Annotated in this window: 27 protein-coding genes; 11 read left to right on the top strand and 16 right to left on the bottom strand. The window is 55.9% G+C overall.

The genetic code is table 11. The features are described 5' to 3' along the window. Positions 1 to 120 precede the first annotated feature (120 nt). On the top strand, positions 121 to 477 hold the full coding sequence (locus CKF42_RS17435) for a hypothetical protein (RefSeq protein ID WP_009092918.1): 357 nt from the start codon (positions 121 to 123) through the stop codon (positions 475 to 477). 54 nt (positions 478 to 531) lie between these two features. Here the strand turns inward: CKF42_RS17435 and CKF42_RS17440 are convergent, their stop codons facing one another. Further along, complete coding sequence (locus CKF42_RS17440) at positions 532 to 1,149, bottom strand: TetR/AcrR family transcriptional regulator (protein WP_111208755.1); 618 nt, start codon at positions 1,147 to 1,149, stop codon at positions 532 to 534. A 165-nt stretch (positions 1,150 to 1,314) separates the two neighbouring features. Between CKF42_RS17440 and CKF42_RS17445 the strand changes: the two genes are divergently transcribed. The 3 genes from CKF42_RS17445 (at position 1,315) to CKF42_RS17455 (ending at position 4,741) form a co-directional block, all read left to right on the top strand. Further along, the gene (locus CKF42_RS17445) at positions 1,315 to 2,514 is read left to right on the top strand and encodes an MFS transporter (RefSeq protein WP_111208756.1); all 1,200 of its coding nucleotides are present in this window, start codon (positions 1,315 to 1,317) and stop codon (positions 2,512 to 2,514) included. Positions 2,515 to 3,224: 710 nt separating this feature from the next. Continuing rightward, positions 3,225 to 3,935 (top strand): bacteriorhodopsin, encoded by a 711-nt coding sequence (locus CKF42_RS17450; RefSeq protein WP_111208793.1) that lies wholly within the window; start codon positions 3,225 to 3,227, stop codon positions 3,933 to 3,935. 23 nt (positions 3,936 to 3,958) lie between these two features. Next, a complete protein-coding gene (locus CKF42_RS17455; RefSeq protein ID WP_111208757.1) occupies positions 3,959 to 4,741 on the top strand; it encodes a Brp/Blh family beta-carotene 15,15'-dioxygenase in 783 nt (260 codons plus the stop codon). A 7-nt stretch (positions 4,742 to 4,748) separates the two neighbouring features. On the opposite strand, the gene CKF42_RS17460 is transcribed toward CKF42_RS17455, so the two are convergent. Next, a complete protein-coding gene (locus tag CKF42_RS17460; RefSeq protein ID WP_111208758.1) occupies positions 4,749 to 5,639 on the bottom strand; it encodes a LysR substrate-binding domain-containing protein in 891 nt (296 codons plus the stop codon). A gap of 117 nt (positions 5,640 to 5,756) precedes the next feature. On the opposite strand from CKF42_RS17460, the gene CKF42_RS17465 reads away from it, so the two are divergent. Both CKF42_RS17465 and CKF42_RS17470 read left to right on the top strand, forming a co-directional pair. Beyond that, positions 5,757 to 7,289 (top strand): MFS transporter, encoded by a 1,533-nt coding sequence (locus tag CKF42_RS17465; protein WP_111208759.1) that lies wholly within the window; start codon positions 5,757 to 5,759, stop codon positions 7,287 to 7,289. A 3-nt stretch (positions 7,290 to 7,292) separates the two neighbouring features. Continuing rightward, positions 7,293 to 7,994, top strand: coding sequence for an O-methyltransferase (locus CKF42_RS17470; RefSeq protein WP_111208760.1), 702 nt, complete (start codon positions 7,293 to 7,295; stop codon positions 7,992 to 7,994). Here CKF42_RS17470 and CKF42_RS17475 read toward each other — a convergent pair. Further along, positions 7,981 to 9,006, bottom strand: a complete 1,026-nt coding sequence (locus tag CKF42_RS17475) for an NAD(P)-dependent alcohol dehydrogenase (RefSeq protein WP_111208761.1) — start codon at positions 9,004 to 9,006, stop codon at positions 7,981 to 7,983. The two genes, CKF42_RS17470 and CKF42_RS17475, sit on opposite strands and share 14 nt — an antisense overlap. A 106-nt stretch (positions 9,007 to 9,112) precedes the next feature. Between CKF42_RS17475 and CKF42_RS17480 the strand changes: the two genes are divergently transcribed. Further along, on the top strand, positions 9,113 to 10,033 hold the full coding sequence (locus tag CKF42_RS17480) for a LysR family transcriptional regulator (protein ID WP_111208762.1): 921 nt from the start codon (positions 9,113 to 9,115) through the stop codon (positions 10,031 to 10,033). 438 nt (positions 10,034 to 10,471) lie between these two features. Next, complete coding sequence (locus CKF42_RS17485; protein WP_111208763.1) at positions 10,472 to 11,092, top strand: protein phosphatase CheZ; 621 nt, start codon at positions 10,472 to 10,474, stop codon at positions 11,090 to 11,092. Positions 11,093 to 11,147: 55 nt separating this feature from the next. On the opposite strand, the gene CKF42_RS17490 is transcribed toward CKF42_RS17485, so the two are convergent. The 4 genes from CKF42_RS17490 to CKF42_RS17505 form a co-directional block, all read right to left on the bottom strand. Further along, positions 11,148 to 11,636, bottom strand: a complete 489-nt coding sequence (locus tag CKF42_RS17490; RefSeq protein ID WP_111208764.1) for a DinB family protein — start codon at positions 11,634 to 11,636, stop codon at positions 11,148 to 11,150. Positions 11,637 to 11,797: 161 nt separating this feature from the next. Further along, on the bottom strand, positions 11,798 to 12,316 hold the full coding sequence (locus CKF42_RS17495; RefSeq protein ID WP_111208765.1) for an anti-virulence regulator CigR family protein: 519 nt from the start codon (positions 12,314 to 12,316) through the stop codon (positions 11,798 to 11,800). Between the two features lie 287 nt (positions 12,317 to 12,603). Continuing rightward, positions 12,604 to 12,954: a DUF3147 family protein gene (locus tag CKF42_RS17500; RefSeq protein ID WP_009092904.1), complete on the bottom strand. Its 351-nt coding sequence runs from the start codon at positions 12,952 to 12,954 to the stop codon at positions 12,604 to 12,606. 132 nt (positions 12,955 to 13,086) lie between these two features. Continuing rightward, positions 13,087 to 13,422 (bottom strand): DUF305 domain-containing protein, encoded by a 336-nt coding sequence (locus CKF42_RS17505; protein ID WP_369974608.1) that lies wholly within the window; start codon positions 13,420 to 13,422, stop codon positions 13,087 to 13,089. 175 nt (positions 13,423 to 13,597) lie between these two features. Between CKF42_RS17505 and CKF42_RS17510 the strand changes: the two genes are divergently transcribed. Continuing rightward, positions 13,598 to 13,981 carry a Rid family hydrolase gene (locus CKF42_RS17510; RefSeq protein ID WP_111208767.1) on the top strand — a complete coding sequence of 128 codons (384 nt, stop codon included), beginning with the start codon at positions 13,598 to 13,600 and terminating at the stop codon, positions 13,979 to 13,981. 13 nt (positions 13,982 to 13,994) lie between these two features. Here CKF42_RS17510 and CKF42_RS17515 read toward each other — a convergent pair whose 3' ends face one another. Then, entirely contained in the window at positions 13,995 to 14,915 is a 921-nt protein-coding gene (locus CKF42_RS17515) for an AraC family transcriptional regulator (protein WP_111208768.1), read from the bottom strand. Between the two features lie 105 nt (positions 14,916 to 15,020). Here CKF42_RS17515 and CKF42_RS17520 point away from each other — a divergent pair, with 105 nt between their 5' ends. Further along, positions 15,021 to 15,854 carry an oxidoreductase gene (locus CKF42_RS17520; protein WP_111208769.1) on the top strand — a complete coding sequence of 278 codons (834 nt, stop codon included), beginning with the start codon at positions 15,021 to 15,023 and terminating at the stop codon, positions 15,852 to 15,854. Here the strand turns inward: CKF42_RS17520 and CKF42_RS17525 are convergent. After that, entirely contained in the window at positions 15,851 to 17,329 is a 1,479-nt protein-coding gene (locus CKF42_RS17525) for an MFS transporter (RefSeq protein ID WP_111208770.1), read from the bottom strand. The two genes, CKF42_RS17520 and CKF42_RS17525, sit on opposite strands and share 4 nt — an antisense overlap. 97 nt (positions 17,330 to 17,426) lie before the next feature. Then, positions 17,427 to 18,173 (bottom strand): SDR family NAD(P)-dependent oxidoreductase, encoded by a 747-nt coding sequence (locus tag CKF42_RS17530; protein WP_111208771.1) that lies wholly within the window; start codon positions 18,171 to 18,173, stop codon positions 17,427 to 17,429. Positions 18,174 to 18,297: 124 nt separating this feature from the next. On the opposite strand from CKF42_RS17530, the gene CKF42_RS17535 reads away from it, so the two are divergent. Continuing rightward, positions 18,298 to 19,158 carry a LysR family transcriptional regulator gene (locus CKF42_RS17535; protein WP_111208772.1) on the top strand — a complete coding sequence of 287 codons (861 nt, stop codon included), beginning with the start codon at positions 18,298 to 18,300 and terminating at the stop codon, positions 19,156 to 19,158. Between the two features lie 24 nt (positions 19,159 to 19,182). On the opposite strand, the gene CKF42_RS17540 is transcribed toward CKF42_RS17535, so the two are convergent. The 6 genes from CKF42_RS17540 to CKF42_RS17565 all read right to left on the bottom strand — a co-directional run bounded on the left by CKF42_RS17540 (position 19,183) and on the right by CKF42_RS17565 (position 23,767). After that, on the bottom strand, positions 19,183 to 19,800 hold the full coding sequence (locus CKF42_RS17540) for a DUF308 domain-containing protein (RefSeq protein WP_233501055.1): 618 nt from the start codon (positions 19,798 to 19,800) through the stop codon (positions 19,183 to 19,185). Positions 19,801 to 19,829: 29 nt separating this feature from the next. Continuing rightward, entirely contained in the window at positions 19,830 to 20,405 is a 576-nt protein-coding gene (locus CKF42_RS17545; protein WP_146239952.1) for a hypothetical protein, read from the bottom strand. 207 nt (positions 20,406 to 20,612) lie between these two features. Beyond that, positions 20,613 to 21,203: a TetR/AcrR family transcriptional regulator gene (locus CKF42_RS17550; RefSeq protein ID WP_111208775.1), complete on the bottom strand. Its 591-nt coding sequence runs from the start codon at positions 21,201 to 21,203 to the stop codon at positions 20,613 to 20,615. Positions 21,204 to 21,257: 54 nt separating this feature from the next. Next, positions 21,258 to 21,839, bottom strand: a complete 582-nt coding sequence (locus tag CKF42_RS17555; RefSeq protein WP_111208776.1) for a cytochrome b — start codon at positions 21,837 to 21,839, stop codon at positions 21,258 to 21,260. Continuing rightward, the gene (locus tag CKF42_RS17560; RefSeq protein WP_111208777.1) at positions 21,839 to 22,882 is read right to left on the bottom strand and encodes a catalase family peroxidase; all 1,044 of its coding nucleotides are present in this window, start codon (positions 22,880 to 22,882) and stop codon (positions 21,839 to 21,841) included. The genes CKF42_RS17555 and CKF42_RS17560 overlap by 1 nt, the downstream gene beginning before the upstream one ends. 315 nt (positions 22,883 to 23,197) lie before the next feature. Beyond that, positions 23,198 to 23,767: a DUF4142 domain-containing protein gene (locus tag CKF42_RS17565; RefSeq protein ID WP_111208778.1), complete on the bottom strand. Its 570-nt coding sequence runs from the start codon at positions 23,765 to 23,767 to the stop codon at positions 23,198 to 23,200. Between the last annotated feature and the right edge of the window lie 15 nt (positions 23,768 to 23,782).

Raw genomic sequence — 23,782 nt, forward strand, 5'->3', positions numbered from 1 at the left:
TCACGGACGTTACAGTATCCTTAGATATCTATATTTCTCATTAAAAAACAGTAACTTCTCCTCTGGTTACAGTTCACCTATGCTGGGGGCTCACACCGTTCCGCGTCAGAGGGATCTGTTATGTTTGATATGCCGTTATCCTACAGTGCAAAGACAGTTCAGGGCCTTTATGAGGTGCTTCATACTTTCAACCTTAACGGCGCACGCTGCCATGTCATCTATGACGGAAAAGCCACCCGCGCAGCCGTGATAGAGGCTAAATCGAGCGTTAAAGGGGGAGAGATGCGGCATCAGGTGCTTGCCGTGCTGGAGATGGAGCGCGTCGCCAGGATCAACACCACACTGCGTATTAAATCGTTCTGGGCTGATCCCGACGGCGAGCAGTCGGAATGTGGCGTGGTGGAACCTGACCGTCTGGCTAAAGCGCTGTATGAAACGCTGACCGCCCGGAAACGCATTACGCTGGTCGGCCTGTAGGCGTATTCAGCCCGCCCGGTGCGGGCTTTATGATGAAACGTCTATGGCTTCAGGCTATGCCGCCTTCGTTGTAAACCTCTCCCAGACTTTCAGCGCAGCCGTCACGGCTGCATCCAGTTCCTCTCCCGTTGCCCCATCCCGCGCTTCCGTCGAAAGTCCTGTCTCAAAACTGTGAAAGGTCTGTGCCAGCGCGCGCGCGTCGGTGTCGGCAGCCAGCTCGCCCGCCTCTTTGGCTCTGACGACACAGCGCAAAAACCCCGACCGGGTGCGCTGGCGTTGCGTTGCCAGTAAGGTGCGGATGTGCTCGTTTGAAGGGGAACAGGTATTTACGGACAAGGCGATCAGACAGCCGCTGGGATGCCCCGGATCGGTCTGCATCTTTGCGGAAGCGCGCAATGCCTGTTCTATGGCATCAAACGGCCTGAGCTCGTCGTCCCAGAGACAGTCGTTAACCTGACCGTATGAGGAGAGATAACAGTCGACAACCTCTTCAAACAGCGCCTCTTTTGAGCCAAATGCGGCGTAGAAACTCGGTGCGGTAATGCCGTTGCCGAGACTGGCCTTGAGCAGAGCAAGCGAGGTGGACTCGAAGCCATGCTGCCAGAAAAGAAACATTGCCTGACGAATCGCCTCGTCCCGGTCAAACGAACGTGGACGTCCCATCTGAGCCATAGCCCCTCCTGTTCATGCCTGTGAGACTTAAATACTAATCGATACATATGTGCTTGACAAGTGACGACCCGTTCTCTAGTTTCGATAAATATACCAATCGATACAGATGTCACGAAGTCCGCTGTCAGCGGCTTCCTTCCTTCAGTGAGATTAAAAGAGGTTAACGTGTCCGCCCATATCGAACCCCGTGAAGTCACCGCTCAGGCGGGTCTGCCGCTCGCCTCCCTGCTGGCCTTTGCCATGACCGGCTTTATCGCCATTCTGACCGAAACCCTGCCGGCCGGTCTGCTGCCGGACATCAGTCAGGGACTCGGCGTCTCTCAGGTGATGGCAGGACAGTTAGTGAGTCTCTATGCTCTGGGGTCACTACTGGCGGCGATCCCGCTGACCGTGCTGACCAGCGGCTGGCGCCGCAAAAAAGTCCTGCTGCTCGCTATCGGGATCTTTGTGATTTTCAACACCATCACCACCTTTTCTGCCAGCTACTGGCTCACGCTGGCGGCCCGTTTTATGTCCGGTGTGGCGGCCGGGCTGGCCTGGGGAATGCTGGCGGGCTATGCGCGGCGTCTTGTTGCGCCCGATTTACAGGGTCGCGCCCTGGCCATTGCGATGGTCGGCATTCCGGTTGCGTTATCCCTGGGCACACCCGCAGGCTCCTGGCTGGGAAACATGCTGGGATGGCGGGTCGCCTTTGGCGTGATGGCTGCCCTGGCGATTGTGCTGTTTATCTGGGCATGGGTTGCCGTTCCTGATCTGCCGGGACAGAAGGCAGACCGCCGTCTGCCCGTCTGGCAGGTTTTCAGGATGCCGGGTGTTCGCCCGGTGCTGGCGGTCATCTTTCTCTGGATGACGGCCCACAATATTCTTTATACCTTTATCGGGCCCTTTCTGGCGCTGTCGGGCATGAGCCACGCTGTCGGTCTTATCCTGCTGGTGTTCGGACTGGCCGCATTAACCGGGATTGGGATAACCGGCATCTGGGTCGATCGCCACCTGCGCAGGCTGGTGCTGCTCAGCCTGGCGGCACTGGCTGCGGTCTCTGTGGTGCTGGCTATGGGCATGCGGGAACAGGTTGTTATCTTCCTTGCGGTTATCGTCTGGGGATGGTCATTCGGTGGGGCATCAACCCAGATGCAGACGGCCGCCGCTGATTCGGCTGGCAACCATGTGGATGTGGTTCAGGCGATGGTGACAACCGCGTGGAATCTGGCGATCGCCAGTGGCGGCATTCTCGGCGGACTGTTGCTCAATCGTGCCGGTGCCGCTTCATTTCCGTGGGCGCTGATGGCGCTGATGGCAGTGGCGTTTGTGATCGCCTTGCTGGCTAAACAGCAGGCTTTCCGCCCTGGTGCCAGACATCACTGACCGGTTGCAGCGTTCACGCAGGCATAATCATGGCGCAGAGAGCAAAACAGATACGGTCTGCGCAACACGCAGCGGTGAACCGAAAGACTAAAGCAGATAAACGAATGACGATGCGGGCCTGACTATTTCCGTCTTCTTCCCGCACTTATTAGCGCCCTCGCCTCAGCCGCGACGATCGTTTACAGGATATTTCCCTTTCCTGTCGGGTCACTATTCAGCACGCCGTTTCGGGTTTTTTGATTATCCTGGTGGGCAATAAGAGGTGCTGACTTCTGTTATTTCACTCATCGCTGACCTGAATCCTGATGTCGTCACGGGATTGACTTAGTACAGCGTGTTCATTTTTCCAGATAAAAATATTTTTCTTGTACTTTCTCTTTTTTGGTTGAAACAGAAACTCCATTTTTCAACACACGCAGACAATTGAATTTTAAGCAGAAAATAACCAGCAAGCCTGACGGTAACCCGACAGCCGATCGGAAAACGAAACGCTAAGAAACAGAACGTAACATCACCGTTCTTTTTTAAATCAGATAACGAGGGCTTTTCACCCTCTTTATTTTAACCCGCAGGCGGAAATCGTCCTGACAATGAGCAGGCTGCTGAAATCGCCATATACTGAATGCATATTCTTTTCGGAATATAAACGCATTCAATTTATGGCAACGCAGCAGGCGGCATTTCCGCGCTACTGCTCAGGAGAGATTAACATGGATCAAACCGCATTTTTGATCGGGTTTTCGGTCATGGCAATTGCGTCACTGGTTATTTACGCCACCGGCGGCAAAACATTTCCTTCCCGTCATCATACCCTCATGCATGCATCCGTCCCTTTTATCGCCGCCACCGCCTATCTGGCCATGGCGTTCGGGTTCGGTAATCTGACGCTGGACAGCGGCAGCACCGTCTATCTGGCGCGTTACGCTGACTGGTCGATTACGACGCCGATTTTACTGGCAGGACTGGTTATGCTCGCCTTCCATGAACACGGTAAACCCGGTGAAATAGGCGGTTTTCTCACTGCCATCATCGTGCTGGATGTCATGATGATTATCACCGGTCTGGTTTCGTCACTGGCTGAAACGGCGGCGGCGAAATGGGTCTGGTACCTCTGGTCCTGTGCCGCGTTTCTGGGAGTGGTTTACCTGCTCTGGGGACCGCTTCGCACCATGGCGGCCAATCGCGGCAGTGCACTGGCGGGTGCCTACAATAAAAATGTCGCGCTGCTGACCGTCGTCTGGTTCATCTATCCGATTGTGTTCCTCGTCGGTCCGGAAGGCCTGAAAATCATTACCGATCCCTCATCGGTCTGGGCATTTTTAGTGCTGGATATCATCGCGAAGGTCTTCTATGCCTTTTACGCGGCGGCTAACCTGGAAAAAGCGCTCGATCATACCCGCCGCACGGGTACCGTGAAGTGATAACACGATCAGGGGCCGGATGGATGGCTCTGTGGGGGGCAGCCCTGGCTGCCTCCTTCTGCCCGCTGTCCGTACAGGTGCTGTTTGCGGTTATCGCTATCGGGATTATCGGCATGGCGCACGGCGCCAGCGATCTGGACGTGGTTCAGCGTCGCCGCCGGCTGCCGTTTCTTGCCCTGTATGGCGCAGTGATTGCGCTCTGTCTGCTCTGGTGGCACCGCGCGCCAGGGCTGGCGTTGCCCGGCTTTCTGATCGCCTCAGCTGTCCATTTTGCCCTTGAGGATGCACCGCACGGCGGACTGACAGAACGTCTGGCGCGGGGGATCACGATGATAGCGGCCCCGGCCACCCTTCATCTGCACGCGTTCAGGTCTATCCTGCATCAGGCCGGGCTGGCATCCGTGATGCCGGGGTCTGTGACGGCGGCCCTTGCGATCCTCGGTGGCATCGGTGCGCTGGGGCTGACCCTCACCGGGCTTCTTCGGCGGGATGGACATCTTATCGCGGGCATACTGGCGCTGCTGCTGCTGCCGCCTTTCGTCGGCTTTTCGATGGGATTTTTGATTCTGCACGCGCTGCCGCAAACCCGACTGCGTCGTGACCAGCTGGGCTTTACCACGTACGCGGGCTATCTCCATCTGACCTGGCCGATATTGACCGCGGCCATACTGCTGGCCTCGCTGATCATTTATATGATGTTACCCGGTGACGCTGCGGGCATCCGGTCGCTGTTTGCCGCCCTTGCCGCGCTCGCCCTTCCGCATATGCTGGTGACACCCTGGTTTGAACCGCCGCAGCAGGCGTGACGCGGCCTTAAAGGGCCAACCCTGATTCAGCAATAAAATCGATAAAGCAGCGGACCCGGGCGGAGAGGTAGCGGCCGGAGGGCCACACGGCGGAGAAGTGCCCCTGCTGTGTACAGCAACCCTGCATCACTTCTTTCAGTTGTCCCTCAGCCAGCGCGTCGCGAACGATGAAGTCGGGCAGATAGCTGATACCCATTCCCGATAAGCTCAGGCCAATCGCCGCTTCAATGTTATTTACCGTCAACACCGATGCCGCTCTGGGTTCAGCGCCGGGCCGCAGCCCCTGAAGCTCCCATGTCTGTAGCAAGCCGGTGGCGGGCAGGCGGAAAAAAATGCACCGGTGTTCAGCCAGATCATCCGCTGACGCCGGAACCCCAGAATTGTTCAGATAAGCGGGACTGGCGCAGAGGAGGAAGCGGAAATGACCCAGCCTCTTTGCCGTCAGCCTGGAATCAGCTAACTCACCGCTGCGGATCGCCACGTCAAATCCTTCGTCGATGATATTCACCAGCCGATCGCTGAAATCCAGATCCAGTTCGATCTGAGGATAACGGCGGGTAAACGCGGGGAGCGCAGGAAGCAGTAATCTGTAGCCCGCGGCGGGGAGTGAGACCCGGAGTCTGCCAGCAGGTTCTGCGGCACTGCTCGCCAGTGCTGACTCGGCTTCCTGAAGCTGTTCCAGGATCGCTTTGCATCGGGTGAGTAGTGCCGCCCCTTCCGTCGTCAGGCTCACATTTCTTGTGCTGCGGTTAAAAAGCCGCACGCCCAGTTTTTGCTCAAGTCTGGCGACGTTTTTACCGACTGCTGACGCTGAAATCCCCAGCAGTCGCGCAGCCTGAACAAAGCTCAGCGTCTCGGCTGTCCGCACAAAAGAGGTAAGAGAAGTCAGGCTATCCATCGATTATAAACTTTATGTCCATTGAGACCGTCCATCCAGTCTATTTATCCGCTCAGATGTCCGCAATAACATCGCAGCAGTTTTCACTCATTCGCTGTCAGGATAAAAGGTCTTGTTATGTCATACAGAGCCCGCGCGCTTTTTCGCCACACCAGAACCCCAGCCGCCCTTACCGTTTTTATGGCGGCGCTGCTTTTGCCCTTGAGTTTCACCGGCGGTGTGGTTACCACGCCTGCCATCCAGCACATGCTGGGCGGTTCCCCTGGCGAGCTGTCATGGCTGACGAATGGATTTATGCTGACGTTTGGCAGTTTTCTGCTGACAGCAGGCATTGCTACAGACGCCCTCGGCAGAAAACCTGTTTTTATCGCTGGCGCAGCGCTGTTCTGTCTCAGCAGTCTCATCATCGGCGTGATGAACAACCTGATAATGCAGGGCCTGCTCAGGTCCCTGCAGGGGCTGGCCGCGGCCATGCTCTTAGCCAGCGGCAGCGCGCTGCTGGCCGGGATCTATGAGGGCGCAGACCGGACGCGGATGTTCAGCCTGCTCGGCACCCTCTTCGGCGCTGGCTTAGCGTTTGGACCGCTGGCGGTGGGCTTTATTACCGATACCCTCGGCTGGCGCTGGGTCTATATCCTGTTTGCGCTGCTTTCAGGGGGCGTGCTGCTCGCTGGCAGAGCATACCTGCCGCTTTCGGCGCTGAACGCCTCTCATCCGGCAGATAATGCCGGGCTGACGCTGTTTACCGCGGCGCTGATTCTGTTTACCACTGCGATGATGCTGTTATCCACGTTCGGGTTTTTATCCCCTCTGCCGCTGGTGCTGTTCCTCTGCTCCATGCTGCTTCTGGGTGCATTTATTGTGCGTTGCCAGCGTACTGCCCATCCTGTGCTCGATATTTCCCTGCTGCGCAGCCCGCGCTTCGCCGGGATTCTGCTGCTGCCGGTGGCAACCTGCTACTGCTACGTTGTGCTGTTGATCATCGTTCCGCTGCACTTTATGGGGGGAAATGGATTCAGTGAGTCGCGAAGTGCGCTTTTCCTTATGGCCCTGACTGCACCGATGCTGGTTCTTCCCGCCTGCGCCGCCGTGCTGACGCGCTGGTTTTCACCGTCCGTGGTGTCAGCATCCGGGCTGATGATCGCGGCAGCCGGGTTACTTTTCCTCGGGCAGGCGTTACAGGGTCACAGCGCCCTGCTGCTTATCGTCGCATTGCTGATAACCGGGGCAGGCGCGGCGCTGCCGTGGGGGCTGATGGATGGACTTGCCCTTTCTGCGGTTCCGGTTGAAAAAGCCGGGATGGCGGCCGGCCTGTTCAACACCGTTCGTGTAGCGGGAGAAGGCATCGCGCTGGCGATGGTTTCCGCCTTTCTCACCAGAATGAACGCTATGAACCTCAGCAAAAGCGTTCAGGGGCTGACATCAGCGGAGATTCACCAGGCGGCAGCCTGGCTGGGAGGCGGCAATCTTCAGCAGGCAATAACACTTTTACCCGGCGTTTCCCGCACAGTGGTCCAGAATAGTTATGACAGCGCCTATCTGTGCCTTTTCAGGGTGCTGGCAGCCATCACACTGTGTTGCGCGCTGGCTGTGCTGGCCCTGTCGGGCCAGCCGCGCCGGGAAAACACCTTTTCTGAGGAGAGTGAATAACCTATGCGAATCCCTGACTATCCCTCGACAGATTCAGATAAGTGGGCACAGGTGGATGCCTGGTTTTCTGAAAAGCTTGCGCCCGAAGATACTGAATTAAATTTCGCGCTCTCTAACAACGCAAAGCAGGGCTTACCTGCTCATGATGTGTCTGCTTTGCAGGGAAAAATGTTGTCACTGTTCGTCCGGATGTCTCAGGCCGTCCGCGTTCTTGAAATCGGTACGCTTGGTGGATACAGCACGATCTGGATGGCCAGAGCGCTTCCTCAGCATGGAAGCGTGACCACTATCGAATACAGTGCGCATCATGCAGAGGTCGCCCGCCAGAATATCCATCAAGCCGGGCTGACGCACTGCGTTACGCTGCACACTGGCGCAGCGCTTGATATCCTGCCTGACCTGGAGGCGCCCTTTGATCTGATTTTTATTGATGCCGACAAGGTGAACAATCCACGTTATCTGGAATGGGCCATCAGACTCTCTCGCCCGGGCACAGTTATCGTCGGTGATAACACGGTGCGTGGCGGACAGGTGCTTGATGCGGAGAGTCACGATCCTAATGTCCGGGGCCTGCGTGAGTTTGTCCGGATGATTGCTGAGGATGAGCGGCTTGACGCCACCGCCATTCAGACGGTGGGTGAGAAGGGATGGGATGGTTTTGTGCTGGCCCTGGTTAAGGCCGGGCGCGCTGTCAGTCCACGCTGATAACAATCTTCCCGAATGCGCCCCGGTCAAGATGCGCCAGTGCCTCAGGCAGTTCATCGAACCGGTAGGTTTTATCGATGACCGGCTTCAGGTTTATGACATCCACCGCCCGGACCAGATCTTCCAGCGCCCGCCGGTGCCCCACGCCGATGCCCTGAACCGTCGGAGACTTGAGCAGCAGCAATCCGCCAGGGGCTGACGTATCGTGCGTGTCCATCATCCCGATCAGAGAGATGCGGCCATGTGAGGCGACAGCGCGGACAGAATCGGCGAAGTTACGCCCGCCGACGGTGTCTATCACATGGTCAATACCCCGATTGTGCGTCAGGCGGTAAACGGCTTCGACCCACTCTTCCTTTTGACGGTTAATGCCATGGGTTGCCCCCAGCGCGGTTGCTGCCGCCAGCTTCTCATCACTGGAGGAGGTGATAAAGACCTCTGCACCCATCGCACGGGCGATCTGAAGTGCAAACAGAGCCACCCCGCCGGTTCCCTGCACCAGAACGCTTTCGCCCGCTTTAAGGCCGCCGCGTTCAATCAGTGCAAACCAGGCGGTCAGCCCCGCACAGACCAGGGTGCTGGCTTCCGCATCGTTCAGCGTTTGCGGCGCGTTGACCAGCCACGCTTCGTTCATCACCACATATTCTGCCAGCACGCCCTGCAAGGTGTAGCCGAGGGTGTTGTAGTGCGGATTTCTGGCGTTGTTAACCGCCTTTCCGTCGATCCAGTCTGCGTTAAACGAGGAGATGACGCGATCACCCTGTTTAAAACGAGACGTGCCCGGACCGACAGCCTCAACTACGCCGGCCATATCGGAACCCGGCGTAAAAGGCATCGGCATTTCTTTTCCCATCCCACCTTCAATAATGACCTTATCCCGGAAGTTAAGGGCAACGGCACTCACCCGGACCAGCACTTCGCACGGACCCGGCTGCGGGATGGCTGTCTCCGTGAGAGTCAGATGCTGACGGCCAATCTCATTCAGTGTCCAGCGTTTCATGGTGTGATTCATCGTGATTCCTGTAGGGGTTAAGAGCAGAGAGTCACAATCGTAGCATTGCCTTTTAAGATACGACGGCGATACTATTTCTCGTCATTGATTCCGCTGAGGCGACAATATGAAAAGCGAAATGAACACCATTCCGGTATTTGTGGCCGTGGCTGAATCCATGAGTTTCTCTCAGGCAGCTGAGCGGCTGCACGTTACGCGCTCTGCCGTCGCAAAGACCATCGCCCGTCTCGAAGAGAGACTTGGCGTCACGCTGTTTAACCGCACCACCCGCAAACAGAGTCTTACCGATGAAGGCGCGCTCTATTATGAATATTGTCGCCGGGCGATGAACGAACTCAAGGCTGCCGAAGATCTGCTGGAGAGCGGCAAGCTGCAGGCCAGCGGTAAACTTCGCGTATCGGTGCCGGTGCTGCTGGGGCACCTCTGCGTCTCGCCTGTCTTCTCCGCGCTGGCGAAAGCGCACCCGAAGCTGGAACTTGAGATATCTTTCAGCGATCGTCAGGTCGATTTGTCCGGGGAGGGGTTCGATCTGGCAGTCAGGATTGGCGCGCTGGCTGACAGTAGCAGCCTGATAGCCCGGCGGCTGGCTTATCACACGATGGTCTTCTGCGCGTCACCGGACTATCTCAGCCAGGCTGGCGAACCGGCTTCCCCGGATGAACTTCGGCACCATGCGGCAGTGGCCTACATCCGTGGCGGACAGGTGCTGAAGTGGCAGGTCAAAAATGAACGGGGTGACGCGGTGGAGATTTCGCCGCCTGCCCGATTCACCCTGGATGATATGCAGGCGGTAAAAGATATGACGCTGACGGGGGCCGGTATCGCCTGGTTACCCTACTGGCTGGTGCGGGACGACCTCATCAGCGGCAGCCTGAAACAGATACTGAAAGAACATACCTCCGGAAGCTGGCCGGTTTCTGTCGTCTGGCTGCGCACGCCGCATCAGTCGCTGAAAGTCAGGCTGGCTATTCAGGCGCTGTTCAGCGCCCTGCCGGCAATGATGGACGCCGCCGAAGCGCAGGTCTGATGGCGTGCCATAAACATCAGACACAAACCTGATGCGTGATGACAGCGCCGGGGCTGTAACGCTGTGTGTTGCCGGCTTTATGTCCTGGCGAGTCATTGAGCTGAGCAGACCGAAGAGATCCAGCCCAAAAAAAAAGCCCTGACAGGATTGCCAGGGCTGAATAAAAATCTCTCGAGGGTCATCTACCCATCGTTAAAGCCAATCTATCACAAAAAACACCAAAGTAAATAGCAAGCGATAAAATCGCTGATTTATTTATAGCTTGCTATTCACATAGCCGCATAAACGCTTTTCTCAGACACGACGCTGACGTTTCTTCATGCTGTTTCAGCCGCCTTCCCATCCCCCTCCCCCGCCGTCAGGAGGAAAAAATCAAATTCCGCCAGGAACTGCCGATAACAGCAGATAGCGACATTGCCTACGCAGGAGAAAGCACCCATGTCATTACCCGATACCCATAGTGAGCAACAGGAAATCACCGAGATCACGGCGCGTGCGGGCGCTATCCTGCGGACGCTTCGGGACAGTCTGCAACAGCTGGGACTGGATAAAACCATTGCCGAGGTTGCGGGAAGCATCCCCAACGCGCGTGAAAGGCTGGGCTACGTGGTCACACTGACCCGTGAAGCCGCAGATGAGGTTATTAACAGCGTTGAAATCACTCAGCCGGTGCAGACTCAGCTGACAGAAAAGGCGGATCGATTACTGCAGCGCTGGAATGCCACGTCAGCAGAATCCCTGACGAAAGAGCAAACACATCTGTTAGCGGCAGATACCGTTGCCCTGCTGGATGATGTCCCTCATGCCACGAATCTGACACGTCAGCATCTGCACGCCATTATGATGGCGCAGGGATTCCAGGATATTACCGGACAGATCGTGCAGGCGATGATGGCGGTGCTGAATCAGGCAGAGCAGCAGTTAATTCAGGTAATCCGCGATAAATCAGCCTCGCCAGCCAGCGCCGCGCGCGCTACGCCGCCGGCACCTGCATTCTCAGCAGAACCTGCCGCCAGTCAGGATGATGTGGATGATCTGCTGGCCAGTCTGGGGATTTAGACCGGCTGCGTGAAGACGTATGGCGGCCATCAACGCCGCCAGAAGATCCTTCCTGTCAGTGATTGTGATCCCGCAGAAAAACGGTCAGCACATCTTTTGGCGGAACACCGCCGCACTCCGAGATTAACCAGCCTGTCGCGCCGCGGTGGTAGCTTCCATGCAAAAGCATGTGATTCAGCATATCAACGGCCCTCATTCTGCCCTCGCCTCCATCGACAAAACGGAATGTAATCATTTCGTCTAAATCGGCGGGAGAGAGTGCGCTGACATATTCAATATAGCCGTTGGTACAGGCGGCCATTTTAACTTCAAGCTCTTCTGCTGAGGGTGTTTCAGGCGTGTTCAGGGCCGTATAGCCGTGCGGCTTGCCCGAAATATTGGCGCTGAAAATCATGTCTGTCACATAGATGTGGTTCATCAGCCTTAACATCAGGTGACGTTTATGTGCATCAGCATTGTCGCTAAGGCCTTTAATCGTTTTAAGAGTTTCGGCATCAATCCAGCGTTTGAATTTTAAAAGTGTAACCAGTGTGTCCCTGTCCATGCTTTTTCCTGATTAGCCTGTTCTGATAGCCTGACAATAATACACAGCTTGTCGCAGCATTTAATCTTTCAGGTATTACCTGCCCTCACCCGTTTTGCAACCTGACGATGAACCTGGCTGATAAGACTCCGCCAGCGTTGGGCGGAGTCTCTGTTACGGGGTTAATCAAACACACCGTTAATGACGGCGGTCACGACTGCCGTACTCAGGGCAATCAGCACTAAATCGTCGCCCACGGCTCGCCACTCGTAGCCCGGGTAGTAAGGCAGATCGTTTAGCATGGAAGCGGGTAACGCTTTTTTCGCAATGCCGGGCGGCAACGGTTTACCGCGTGCCACTTTCTTCGCGATGCCCGGCGGCAGGGACTGATAGCCAACCAGGCCATAGTTGACGGCAAGGCTCCGTGCACGAGAGAAGTTAATGTCGGCGTCTACGCGATCGGGCTTCCCGGCATTTTTACGATGTCCATGTTCGTTTTTTGATTTTGCGTTACCCGGCCCTTTATTGCCGTGCGCGCCATTGTTCCCGTGATTCCCGTTACCCTGACCTCCGCCGTAACCGTTGCCATTGCCATTGCCATTGCCATTGCCATTGCCAGGATTTGCATAAACCGGTGCAGCACAGACGGCCAAACCTATAACCAGCGCAACGGCTGCTTTAAGAGTACGTTGCTTAAGCATGATAGAATTCCTTAATATCGATTGCGTCTCTGAAATATTAGCTAACGTGGCAAAGTTAACAATCTCACGATCTCTCAAAGCCGCGTTTCCTGCTTTAAGAAAAAGATTATTTTAACGTTCGGACAGACAATGAAGAAATGGTGTTTTAACGCAAACTGGCCGCATAAAATAGTCATTCTGATTCTGTCTGAGGATTTAATTACCGCCACTTCATGGTGACAGATGCCGGTATTAAGGCAGCAAGTCGAATGGCCTTTTTCAGCGCTTATTAACGCATGCAGGCTTATTCAGAGAAGAATGATTCCAAATCGCTTCAGTAATATTGCCCAGAGGGCAAACAGCACGACGGTTATCGCGCAGGCGATGAGCAGTGTCAGCCAGAAGCCAGCACGCGGGTAAATAAAGGGGAACAGGATAAACATCGGCAGTGTCGGCACCACGTACCAGAAGGTATACCAGGCGTGAGCGGCAATTTTTTCCTGTGCCTGCCCTTCCAGCTTCATCCAGATAAGCACCAGCAGGGTCACCAGCGGCAGGGCCGCGAGCAGGCCGCCGAGCCGGTCGCTGCGCTTTGCCACTTCTGAGATCAGTACAACCATAAAGGCCGTTATCGCATATTTTGTCACGAGCCAGATCATCACACTCTCCTGAATCTTAAACCCACAAGTCAGCCCTGCGGGTTTAACAAAGCACCAGCAACGGCCGCAAGACTCTCTGGCGGTAACGTTGTGAATATCATCACGTGAATGCGCTTCACGCCATCTCAGCCATTATTTCTGCAGCCATTTTTCCAGCTGTTCGATTTCACCCTTCTGCGCTTTGATAATCTCCTGCGCCATCTTTCTCATTTCAGGATCTTTACCATATTTCAGCTCCGTTTCAGCCATAGCAATCGCTCCTTTGTGATGCTCGGCCATGCCGCTGGCAAAGGCCCTGTCAGGATCCTGCTCCTTCATTGCCGCCATCATGTTGTGATGCATCTTCTGCATGCCCGCCATGTACTCTTTTGATGCGGGAGAATCCGGCATGTCGTGCGTCATGTTCATCTCTGCTTTCTGCGCCATGGCCGTCAACGGCATAACCACCAGCAGTGATAGCAGGGCCATCTGTGACTTTTTCATGTTCTCTTCCTTTTGCGGATTAAGAATTCTGAGTGTAGCTGACGGCAACCTGCATTTGCGCTAACCTGGTGATTAAGCCGGTCTGGTCCGATTTGACCTCTGAGCAGAGATCGGGATGCAGAACAGACCTGAACCATTAAGCTCATCAGCGTGAGAGATCATGAAAAAACCCATCGTCCCTGAAGACTTTAAACACTATTACCATGACTGGCACTTCTCTCCGGTTATCGAATCCGATGGCACATTCTATCTCTCAGGGGTTACCGCTGCGCGTAAGGACAAACCGATAAGCAAAGATCCTGGCGAGCAATTTCATGATGCGTTTTATAAGCTGGGCATCTACCTGAACGCTGCCGGTTTAACCTATGACCACATTGTGGAGATGACCACTTTTCATATCGACCTGAAAAAACATATCGCCCTGTTTTCCAGCGTGAAAGATGCCTATATCAAGGCCCCCTATCCGGCATGGTCTGCGATCGGCGTGTCGGAATTCATTCCGGAGAATGCGCTGGTGGAAATGCGGATTGTGGCCAGAAAATAGTGTCAGCCCGGCGTCAGTGTGAAGAAACGAAAACTGAGGCGTCCTGCGCAGGCGGAACAGCAAAGTGTTTCTGCATGCGTTTGATCTCCTCTGCCGGAGGCAGACCAAACAAGCGTTTAAATTCACGATTGAACTGCGAAGGGCTCTCATAGCCCACGGCGAAACTGGCCGAGGCCGCGGTCATCTGCTGACGAACCATCAGCATTCGCGCCTGGTGGAGGCGTACCGATTTCACATACTGCATCGGTGGCAAGCGGGTGATCGCTTTAAAATGAAGATGAAAGGTCGGCACGCTCATGCCCGCTTCATGAGCCAGCTCACTCAGCGTCACGGATTCTGCATAGGTGGCATGGATGCGCTGCAATACTTTTCCTATCCTGCTGAACTGCCCCTGTAACGCCAGCGCGGCTCGCATGGCGTTACCCTGCGCACCGGTCAGTACGCGAAAATAGAGCTCCCGCAACCGCGCCTGGCCAAGAATCTCAGCTTCAAGCGGATTGTTCAGGACCTTAAGCAACCCCTCTACAGCTGACCTCACCGGCTCATCCATCGGGCTGGAGATCATGCTCTGTGGCGCGGTTGCAGGGTGCAGCGCCTCATGCTGATCGATCTGCAACATAAGCTCAGCGGCCAGCTGAAAATCCAGATGCAGATAAATGGCCAGCAGGGGATGCGCTGCTGACGCGTCGGTTTCCATCGTAAACGGAACCGGCACGGACACCGCCAGATAGTGCTGTTCATCATAGATGTAGGTCTGCTGGCCAAAATAACCGCGTTTGCTGCCCTGACAGACAATCACGATCCCGGGGTCGTACAGCACCGGCGTTCTGGCCAGCGGGCGATCGGACCGCAAAATGCGCACACCCGATAACGCGGTCAGGTTATAGCCCTCCTGCGGGGCAAGGGCTTTTATCAGGGTGATCATGTCGGACATCGCTGCACCTCATAAGATCAGGCAAGAAAACGAGAAGAAAGGGCCTGAAAATCCGGCTCCACAGAGAATACCATGCAATTCCGACAATTCATGGAGGTTCTGGTTATGACAACGGCAAAAACAATCCTGATCACAGGCGTCAGCAGCGGGTTTGGTCTTGCTCTGGCACAGGAGGCACTCAAAGCCGGGCATCGGGTCATCGGCACGGTGCGTAACCGTGCCGCGCTGGAGGCATTTGAGGCGCTGGATCCTGCGCGTGCGGCAGGCCGTCTGCTGGATGTGACAGAGGCTGAGCGTATTGATGAGGTGGTCAGGGAGATTGAATCTACCTTCGGTGAAGTTGATGTGCTGGTAAACAACGCCGGTTACGGCCACGAAGGCATCATGGAGGAGTCTTCTCTGGAAGAGATGCGCCGCCAGTTTGACGTTAATGTCTTTGGCGCGGTCGCGATGATCAAGGCTCTGCTGCCGGGCATGCGTCAGCGCCGTCGCGGCCATATCATTAACATCACCTCGATGGGCGGTTTTATCACCCTGCCCGGCATCAGCTACTACTGCGGCAGCAAGTTTGCATTAGAGGGCATTTCAGAAACCTTAGGCAAGGAACTGGCACCCTTTAATATCGCGGTTACCGCTGTGGCCCCCGGCTCATTCCGCACAGACTGGGCGGGGCGTTCGATGGTAAGAAGCGCGCGCACGATCCCGGACTATGACGCATTATTCGACCCCATCCGTCAGGCCCGTGAAGAAAAGAGCGGAAAGCAACGCGGTAACCCCGCAAAGGCTGCCCGGGCCATACTGGCACTGATTGAAAGCCACAATCCACCCGCTCATCTGTTGCTGGGCAGTGATGCCCTGGACTTAGTGCGCCAGAAGCTGACGGCACTCAGTGCGGAGATCGATCGCTGGGAAACGGTTACGCGCTCGACGGATGACTAACCGGTTCCGCGACGGCGGGATGAAAGGGAAACGCTGGCTGAGACGTCCGTGCGCCCGGAGGTGCGCCGGATTAAGCGGATACTCAGCCCTGCTCCCACCGCCAGGCAGCCAGCCATCGTCAAAAGCGCAACGATAAACGCCTGCGAAATCCCGGCTGCACTTTTATCACTGCCGAGCAGGCTGTAGAAAAGTCCGCCGATGACGGCCACGCTGAGCGCCGTGCTGATTTGTAACGCGGCGCTGGTGACGCCCGCAATCATCCCTGAAAACGGCGCCGCAACCTGGCCTGTCACCATCCGCACCAGCGTTGGCATGGCCAGCCCCTGACCCAGCCCCGTCAGGAAAAGGAGCGCCGCGAGCGGCAGCATGGCGGGAGAGTGGCCTGTCTGCGTCGTGGCGATCAGCCATGCCAGCCCCGCCAGTCCCGCGGTCTCGCATCCCATCCCGATGGCGCTGAGCAGATTGCCGACAAAGCGTCTCAGGTAAGGGGTGAGCAGTGGCCCGATCAGAAATCCCAGACCAAAGGGCAGAAAAAGCGTGCCTGCTGTCAGCGCGTTCAGATGCAGCGCGCCCTGCAGATAAACTGAAAACAACAGAAAGAAGGTACCAATCGAATAGAACAGTAGAACGATGACCAGTCCCTGCCCCAGGCCCGGCGCGCGCAACACAGTCGGATTCAGCAGTGGTGTTCCGCCCTTCAGGCTGAGGCGATGCTCATAACGCCATAATGCCGAGGCCAGCAGCGGGACCGTCACAAAGAGCAGCCACGTCCACCAGGGCCACCCTGCCTCCCGGCCTTCAATCAGCGGAACAATCAGCGCGCTCAGCGTCAGCGTTGCCAGTAGTGTGCCAACAGGATCGAGTCGCTGAGCGGAAGGTGCCCGCGTTTCCTTCAGCAGCGGCAGGCCAAAAAGAACAACCAGCAGCGCTACCGGCAGGTTAACCAGAAAAATTGCCCGCCATCCGAGATGAAACAGATCGGCCTGAATCAGAATGCCCCCGAGCACCTGCCCGATAACAGAAGCCAGCCCAAACACGGCACCATAAATACTCAGCGCCAGCGGTCTCTCCGCTTCAGGAAAAATAGCCTGAACGGAAGCCAGCGCCTGCGGGGCCATAATGGCGGCTGTCACCCCCTGCAGTAGGCGTCCGGCAATCAGAACCCAGGGTGACCAGGCAAAACCACACAGCACAGAGGCAGCGGCAAAACCGATCAGCCCCAGAAAGAACATTTTTCCACGACCATAGATATCACCCAGACGTCCTCCGGTAATCAGCGTCACCGCATACACCGCGGCATAGGAGGAGATCACCAGCTGCTCCGCCGAGGATGACGTACCCAGTTCATGCTGAATCGCGGGCAGTGCCACGTTGACGATAAAGAAATCGAGCGGCGGCAGGAAAGCGCCGACCAGTAAAATGATAAACATGGCCCAGCGACGCGGCTCGGCCTGCGGGATGTGATGTATGGACATTAATCACTCCTTAGAAAATGGGAACGTCCCCCGTCAGGGACATGAGGCAAGGGATCGGAAGGGGCGTGTCGCCCCTGTCAGCCCAGCGGCGCGACAATCAGCGCATACCGCCGGAGGCCAGTATCACTTCACCGTATATCCAGCCCGCTTCCTCTGAAGCGAGAAAAGAGACGATCGGTGCAACATCGTCCACCTGACCGATACGGCCGAGCGGCGTCTGCGCTTCATTCCACGTCTGAAACGCTGAATTCATCGCGCCAGCGCTGTGACTTCCTTCTGTTTCGATCAGACCGGGATTGACCGCATTTACCCGGATGCCGCGCGGGCCGAGCTCTTTTGAAAGAACCCCTGTGATGGCATCTATCGCGCCTTTAGCCCCGCTGTAGATGGCGCTTTCGGCGATGAAGACGCGGGTGACAAACGAACTGATGTTGATGATGCTGCCTCCCCTGCCCATGTAAGGGACGGCCGCCGCGGTGACTAACAACGGCCCCAGAACATTGATGTCGAACTGGCGGCGATAGAGCGCTTCGGTGCTCTCCTCAATGGCAGCGAACTGATAAACACCGGCGTTGTTCACCACAATATCCAGCTGTCCGTAATGCGCGAGCGTGGTGCTGACCAGAGCTTCAACGCCGGCCTGGCTGGTGACATCGGCCGCCACAGCCAGCGCCTCACCCGCGGCCGCGTCGATCGCGGCGACCACCTGCTCAGCCCCCTCTCTGTCTGAGAGGTAACTGACAACCACTTTTGCCCCCTCGGCGGCCAGCTGACGGGCTATTGCGGCTCCGATACCTTTTGAACCACCGGTAACAAGAGCGACTTTGTCTTTTAATCTCTTCATAGTTAGCTTCCTGAAAAAGACGCCTGCGGCGACCCGATGAAAGCTATGTTGATACCTTCAAAGTTGTTTGAGAACTGACACTTTTGTATATTCGATGTTCATTTTTGTACGGAGGGGCGCGGCTGTGGAGTGGAGTGATGTTCAGGTATTTCTGGCCGTCATGCGTAACGGCTCTTACGGGAAAGCGGCCCTGAGTCTGGGCGTGAGTCATCCGACGGTAGGACGCCGCATAAAGGCCCTGGAGGATGAGGCGCAGCAGGCACTGTTTCGCCGGACACAGGATGGCCTGGTGCTGACCGATGCCGGTGACGGCGTGATGAAACTGGCCGAAGCGATGGAAAATTCGGCGCTGGCGATGGAGCGACGCCTGGCCGGAAATCATGAACGCCTTGAAGGGATTTTACGTATCTCAGCGGCAGAGTGGTTTACTAACTACGTGCTGGCACCGGTTCTGAGCGAACTGACGCGCCGTCATCCGGCGATCGTGCCGGAGGTGATCGCCAGCTTTCGCCTGCTCGATCTGTCGCGCCGCGATGCCGACGTCGCATTTCGAATTGTGCCTTTTACCGATCCCGACATCGTTCAGCGACGTCTGATGAGCGTGCCTTATGCCCTTTACGGGACGCCAGAGAAGGCGGAGGCGCTGTTAAGCGCCCCCTCTTCGGTTGGGCTGATCCTGATGAACAGCGCACAGTCACACTTTCCTGACGTTTCCTGGCTTCTGGAACGGTTTCCGCAGTCGGCCCCGGCATTCAAAAGCACCAGCCGGGCTGTTCAGGCGCAGATGTGCCTGCGCGGGATGGGCGTCGCCGTGCTGCCTCAGCCACTGGGGGACGCCACGCCGGGCCTGCAGCGCATTGCCACGCCAGATATGCCGCCTTCAAGGGATATCTGGGCAGGTTATCATCAGGACCTCCGTCATATGGACCGGCTGCGTGCCCTGCTTGATCTTGCAGAAACGATGCTGGCCCCGGAGCCCGACTGACAGGGCATGACGGCGTCAGGTGGCTTACACCGTCACTTTACGCCTGCGACCATTTTTAAGGGTCAGCGTGATGGCGGAAATCAGGAAATAGAAGACGCCAAACGCCGCATAGGGGGCAACCGTGGTGACATCCAGATGCATATCACTGCTCGCCTGCCTGAACATAAAAATGCCCGCCAGCGCAGATTGCGCACCACTTAAAATCATCGCCCACTGCCCATTGGAAGATTTCCAGCGGCGGAGGGACGCCGAAAGCTGAAGCAGGCCCGAAAATATTGCCCAGATGCCAAAGACTTTAATGGTCGCATTTATGCTGACGGAGAGTGACCAGATAATGGCCGCCGCAACAATCAGGCTCACAATCAGGTTAAATTTCTGCGGTGGATTTACCGCTAATCCGCCTGACTTACTGGCATCTAAATAATTTGCCAGGGCATCCCAGGCCGGATAGATAATAAAGAGAACGGCTCCGATGCCGGGATGATCTTTACCAATCAACACCGCGAGTAAAATCCATATAACAGATGCGGTCGCACGGATATAGTAATAAGACTGAAGCCATTGGTTCTGGGCGTGCGTAACAGATGGTTGAGGGGTCTGCATAATAACTCTCCGGTTTGATCTGAAGGTAAATACTTTCACAGGCGCTGACTGACTCAGTGCCCGGCGTTTCAGTGAGACGGGGCAATATCATTCAGGTCGTTTTCGATGATTCCCCTCCGGCGATAACCGGCTTTGTTTATCAGACGAACACTGCGTATTCGCAAAGGCCCTCCTCTGGGGCTCAAAGCCGGGAACCGGACGATCTCAGGCGCAGTCCAGATAACAATCGGCGTTAACGGGCTCACACTCCCTGGCGGGTAAGGTAGCGGGCAGACAAACGGCACGTCCGGGATCAGTGAATAAACGTCAGCGTCACATCTCAACGCGAGTTCATTTTTATTCATCAGCTGGCACGGCAATGAAGCAGATTCACGATGCTCTGCCGCATGGCAGACGACCTCTGAGACTCGCTTTCTGTCCGCCAGCAGTTGCGCAAGAAGGGCATCAATGTGCGTACGCTGGGGAGTGGCAGCGATTGCTATTTTTTGTCCGGCGGGCAGCGGGACCTTATGAGCCAGTGAAAGCCGGACCTGATTCTGCAACTGCGTCTGAAAACCGGCTGCAATGGCGTCAGGCTGGTTACTCATTCTTAAACAGAATGAAGAGAGAACAGGTAATGATGGCAGAGCACGAACTGTCGTCATAAATAACTTCCTCGTGTTTGCTGAGACAAAAGCTATCTGGTCCGCCAGCGGATGCATGGCAGAGATTCCGGATAATGTAATTACCGGGGATAATTAACCGTTCTTCTGGATAGCCCGCAATAAAATTCAGCAGCAGCGCGCTGAATTTAAATGAAAGCTGGAAAATATTAACAGGTGTCGCAAAGGCGGCTATTTACCCGGACTCGATTAGTGGCTTTTCAGTAGTCGTTTTATTACCGGCTCGACAATTTGCAAAAATATATCGGGATTATTAAAAGCGCGTGCAGCAATAATCGCACCATGTACCGTCGCCATAACCGATTTCGCTTCTGCTGCTGCACTTTCCTGCAGGTTAAACACGTGGCTCTTATTTCCCCTGTCGAGCACGGCGGTCAGCCATTCCGTGAGATCGCTGAAATGTCCGGTCACTTCCCGAGCGACCTCTTCCGGTAAAACCGGTAACTCCACAGCCAGCATCACACAGATACAGAAAGGCGAGTTGTTCTCTTTTATGCAGGTGGCCCAGAAGTTCACATAGCTGTTAATTTCCCCCAGGGCATCTCCGGCGAAGTGCTGACTGATTGCCGCCATGCCTGTCTGTGCCTGCTGACGATAATCATTCACCACCGCCTGCACCAGATCCGCTTTGGCGGGGAAATGGTGATGAATACTGGATTTGCGGATTTTTACCCGCTCAGCCAGATCGGCATAGCTGAAGCTGTTATATCCGCCGGAGGTGAGCAGCATTCGGGTATGGTGCATTATTTCTTCGGCTTTCTGTGAACGTTCGGTACTCATGCATGCTCCGGCAGTTGAGATCAATTAACGGCAAATCGGTAAACGGCCCTGAACCTACTGACCGCCATGCGGGTTGTCAAGCGAGCCTGGCGCGCCTCCTTTACGCTTACTCAGGCCAGCCATACTGCTGAACACCCCATCACGCAGTATCAACCCATGGAACAGGGCAGCGGCAAGATGCAACATCACCGTCATGAAAAGGGCCAAAGCAACCCAGCTGTGAAGCGGCCGCAGCAGAGCATAAGCGTCGTTGCTGACAGGAAAAATGGCCGGCAGCACCCGGTTACCCAGGGTAATGGGATAACCAGCGGCCGACTGCATCGCCCAGCCGATGAGTGGCTGAGCCAGCATCATGGCATACAGCGCCCAGTGGGACAGATGCGCTAACCCCTTCTGCCAGCCCGGTAGCGTGGCCGGCAGCGCAGGTTTGGCGGTAGTGAAGCGCAGCCAGAGCCGCACAATCACCAGCAACAGAATCATCAGGCCCAGCGGTTTATGTATGGCCACCAGCAGGCTGTGCCATGACGACACCGTGGAGACCATGGCGACACCCATAAACAGCATTGCCATGATGGCCGCGGCCATCAGCCAGTGGATGATGCGCAGTGCCGGGTGAAAAGTGTTTTTCTGTTTCATCAGTGAGCCCCGGCCTGTTCGTGGGTGCGAGCATTATAAGATTTGGCATACGCAGATGAACGCGCATTCAGAAGCGGGTCATCCGAAGCTGCAATGCCATCCGGTAAAATCAGCGGATCGTAATTGATGCCGTTACACGCGCCATCCTGCTGAGCCGTCATCGTATGGATGGTGAGGGTTCCGGCAGTGATCTTCCTGCGGTCTTCTGGCCACGCCACCGACGCATCATTGCCTTTATCCCCTGCATCCGCCTCGGTGATGATCAGGTCCCACTGCTGCGGCCCCTGCGTGAGTCGCTGCTGCAAATCGTTCCGTAAGAAGTCAGCGTCCCCCTTCTCTTTTACCGCTATCGGCTGATAGTCAGCGTGCGGCACCATACTCCAGCGCACCAGATGGGAATGGCCTGCGGTATCGATAAAATTAAAGGCGTTCAGGCTGTTAAAGCGATCGCTAATCCAGCTGGAAGAAGGCACTGCCTGCTTTGCCCAGCCAAAAAAGCGTTTAATCTCAGGGTGCTGCTGCACAAAAGCCTGAACTTTAGCGGGATCGGGTTTACCCGTTCGGGCATCCGGCAGCGTCGCGGCCTGCAGATCGTAAAAACCCTCCACGCTCTGGACCGGAAAGAACGGCATCGCATTCATGCCGGTTCGCCACTGTTCACCATTTTTCTGATAAAAGGCCAGCGCCATGCTGCGCACCGGCACCGTATAGTCAGGCGCATGGGGATTGCCGCCTGCAATTGCCAGACGACCCACCACAGGCGTCACTCCTGGCGCGAACAGCGCGGCGCGCGACAGGGCACTGGCGTTACCGTTTGACGAAAAGTCGCCCAGAATACAGACGCCTTTAGCATGATTGCGGCGAAAGCCTGGATGCCTGCCGCCCGACTTTTCTAAAGCCGTGACCAGCTTATCCGATGTCAGCCGCGACCTGTCCAGCCAGCCACCCGCCCACAGTAAGAGCGCAATCAGCAGTAACGGTATAACAGCGATTATCGCCAGACGCGCTAATTTCTGACGGTCAGAAAGAGAAGATTTATTCATTAATACACTCAACATTGCAGAAATTAACGTCAACGCTCATTCGCGCGTCATCCTTCACGTTTTGCCTCTGACAGAACGATGAACCCGTAAATCGCGCCGGGCCTGCAATGAATCTACTAGTAGGTAGGCTAAGGTGTCAAATGACTTTGCGTCTTTCTTTTAATCATCTGTGCTTCAGAGAGGAAGCTGGATGAGGGGCGTAGCAGGAGTTACAAACAGCGTCTTGTCCGGCCGGTACATCGCGACAAATGGCGTCCACTCTTCCGGACGCCCTGCCCACCCGGCACGCTGTTTACTCAGTAAACCCTGAGCCGGTTACTGCGACATCTGTTGGGCAGATTTCAGATGCTCCCCGACAACCGGGGTATGCGCGTCGGCCAGCGCTTTTACATCCGGATCTTTTATCGTCTTAGCATCACTTTCCAGCGTTGACAGCACCATTTTATGGTCTTTCAGGCCGGCATTTTCCATATACATTTTGTCAAATGCCCCGCCGCTCTGCTTTTCCAGTTCCAGGGCCATCGCCTTATGGGTGGCATCCGGCTCAGTGGGTAGCGCGACCCCTTTTTGCTGAGCGACCGTCTGCACTTTGGTCAGGGCAGCGCCGTGATCGGCAACCATCTTCTGAGCGAAGGCCTTGACGTCAGCGCTTTGCGACTTACTGAGCGCGATTTTTGCGGCGGCAATTTCGTTGATATTGGCCTGCGCCATCTCTTTAACCGCTTTCTGGTCGCCGGCGCTGAGTTTTTCGTTCGATGCGGAGGAGGCGGGATTACCGCTTTGCGGTGTGTTTGTCTGCGTCTGAGCCTGCACGCTGGCACTGCAGAACAGGGTCACCACTGCTGAGACAGCCAGCAGCCCTTTCACCGTTTTTGTATATTGCATTGTGTGCTCCTGAAC

Origin of the sequence: Pantoea sp. ARC270 (genome assembly GCF_003236725.1) — a bacterium.
GTDB lineage: Bacteria > Pseudomonadota > Gammaproteobacteria > Enterobacterales > Enterobacteriaceae > Pantoea > Pantoea anthophila.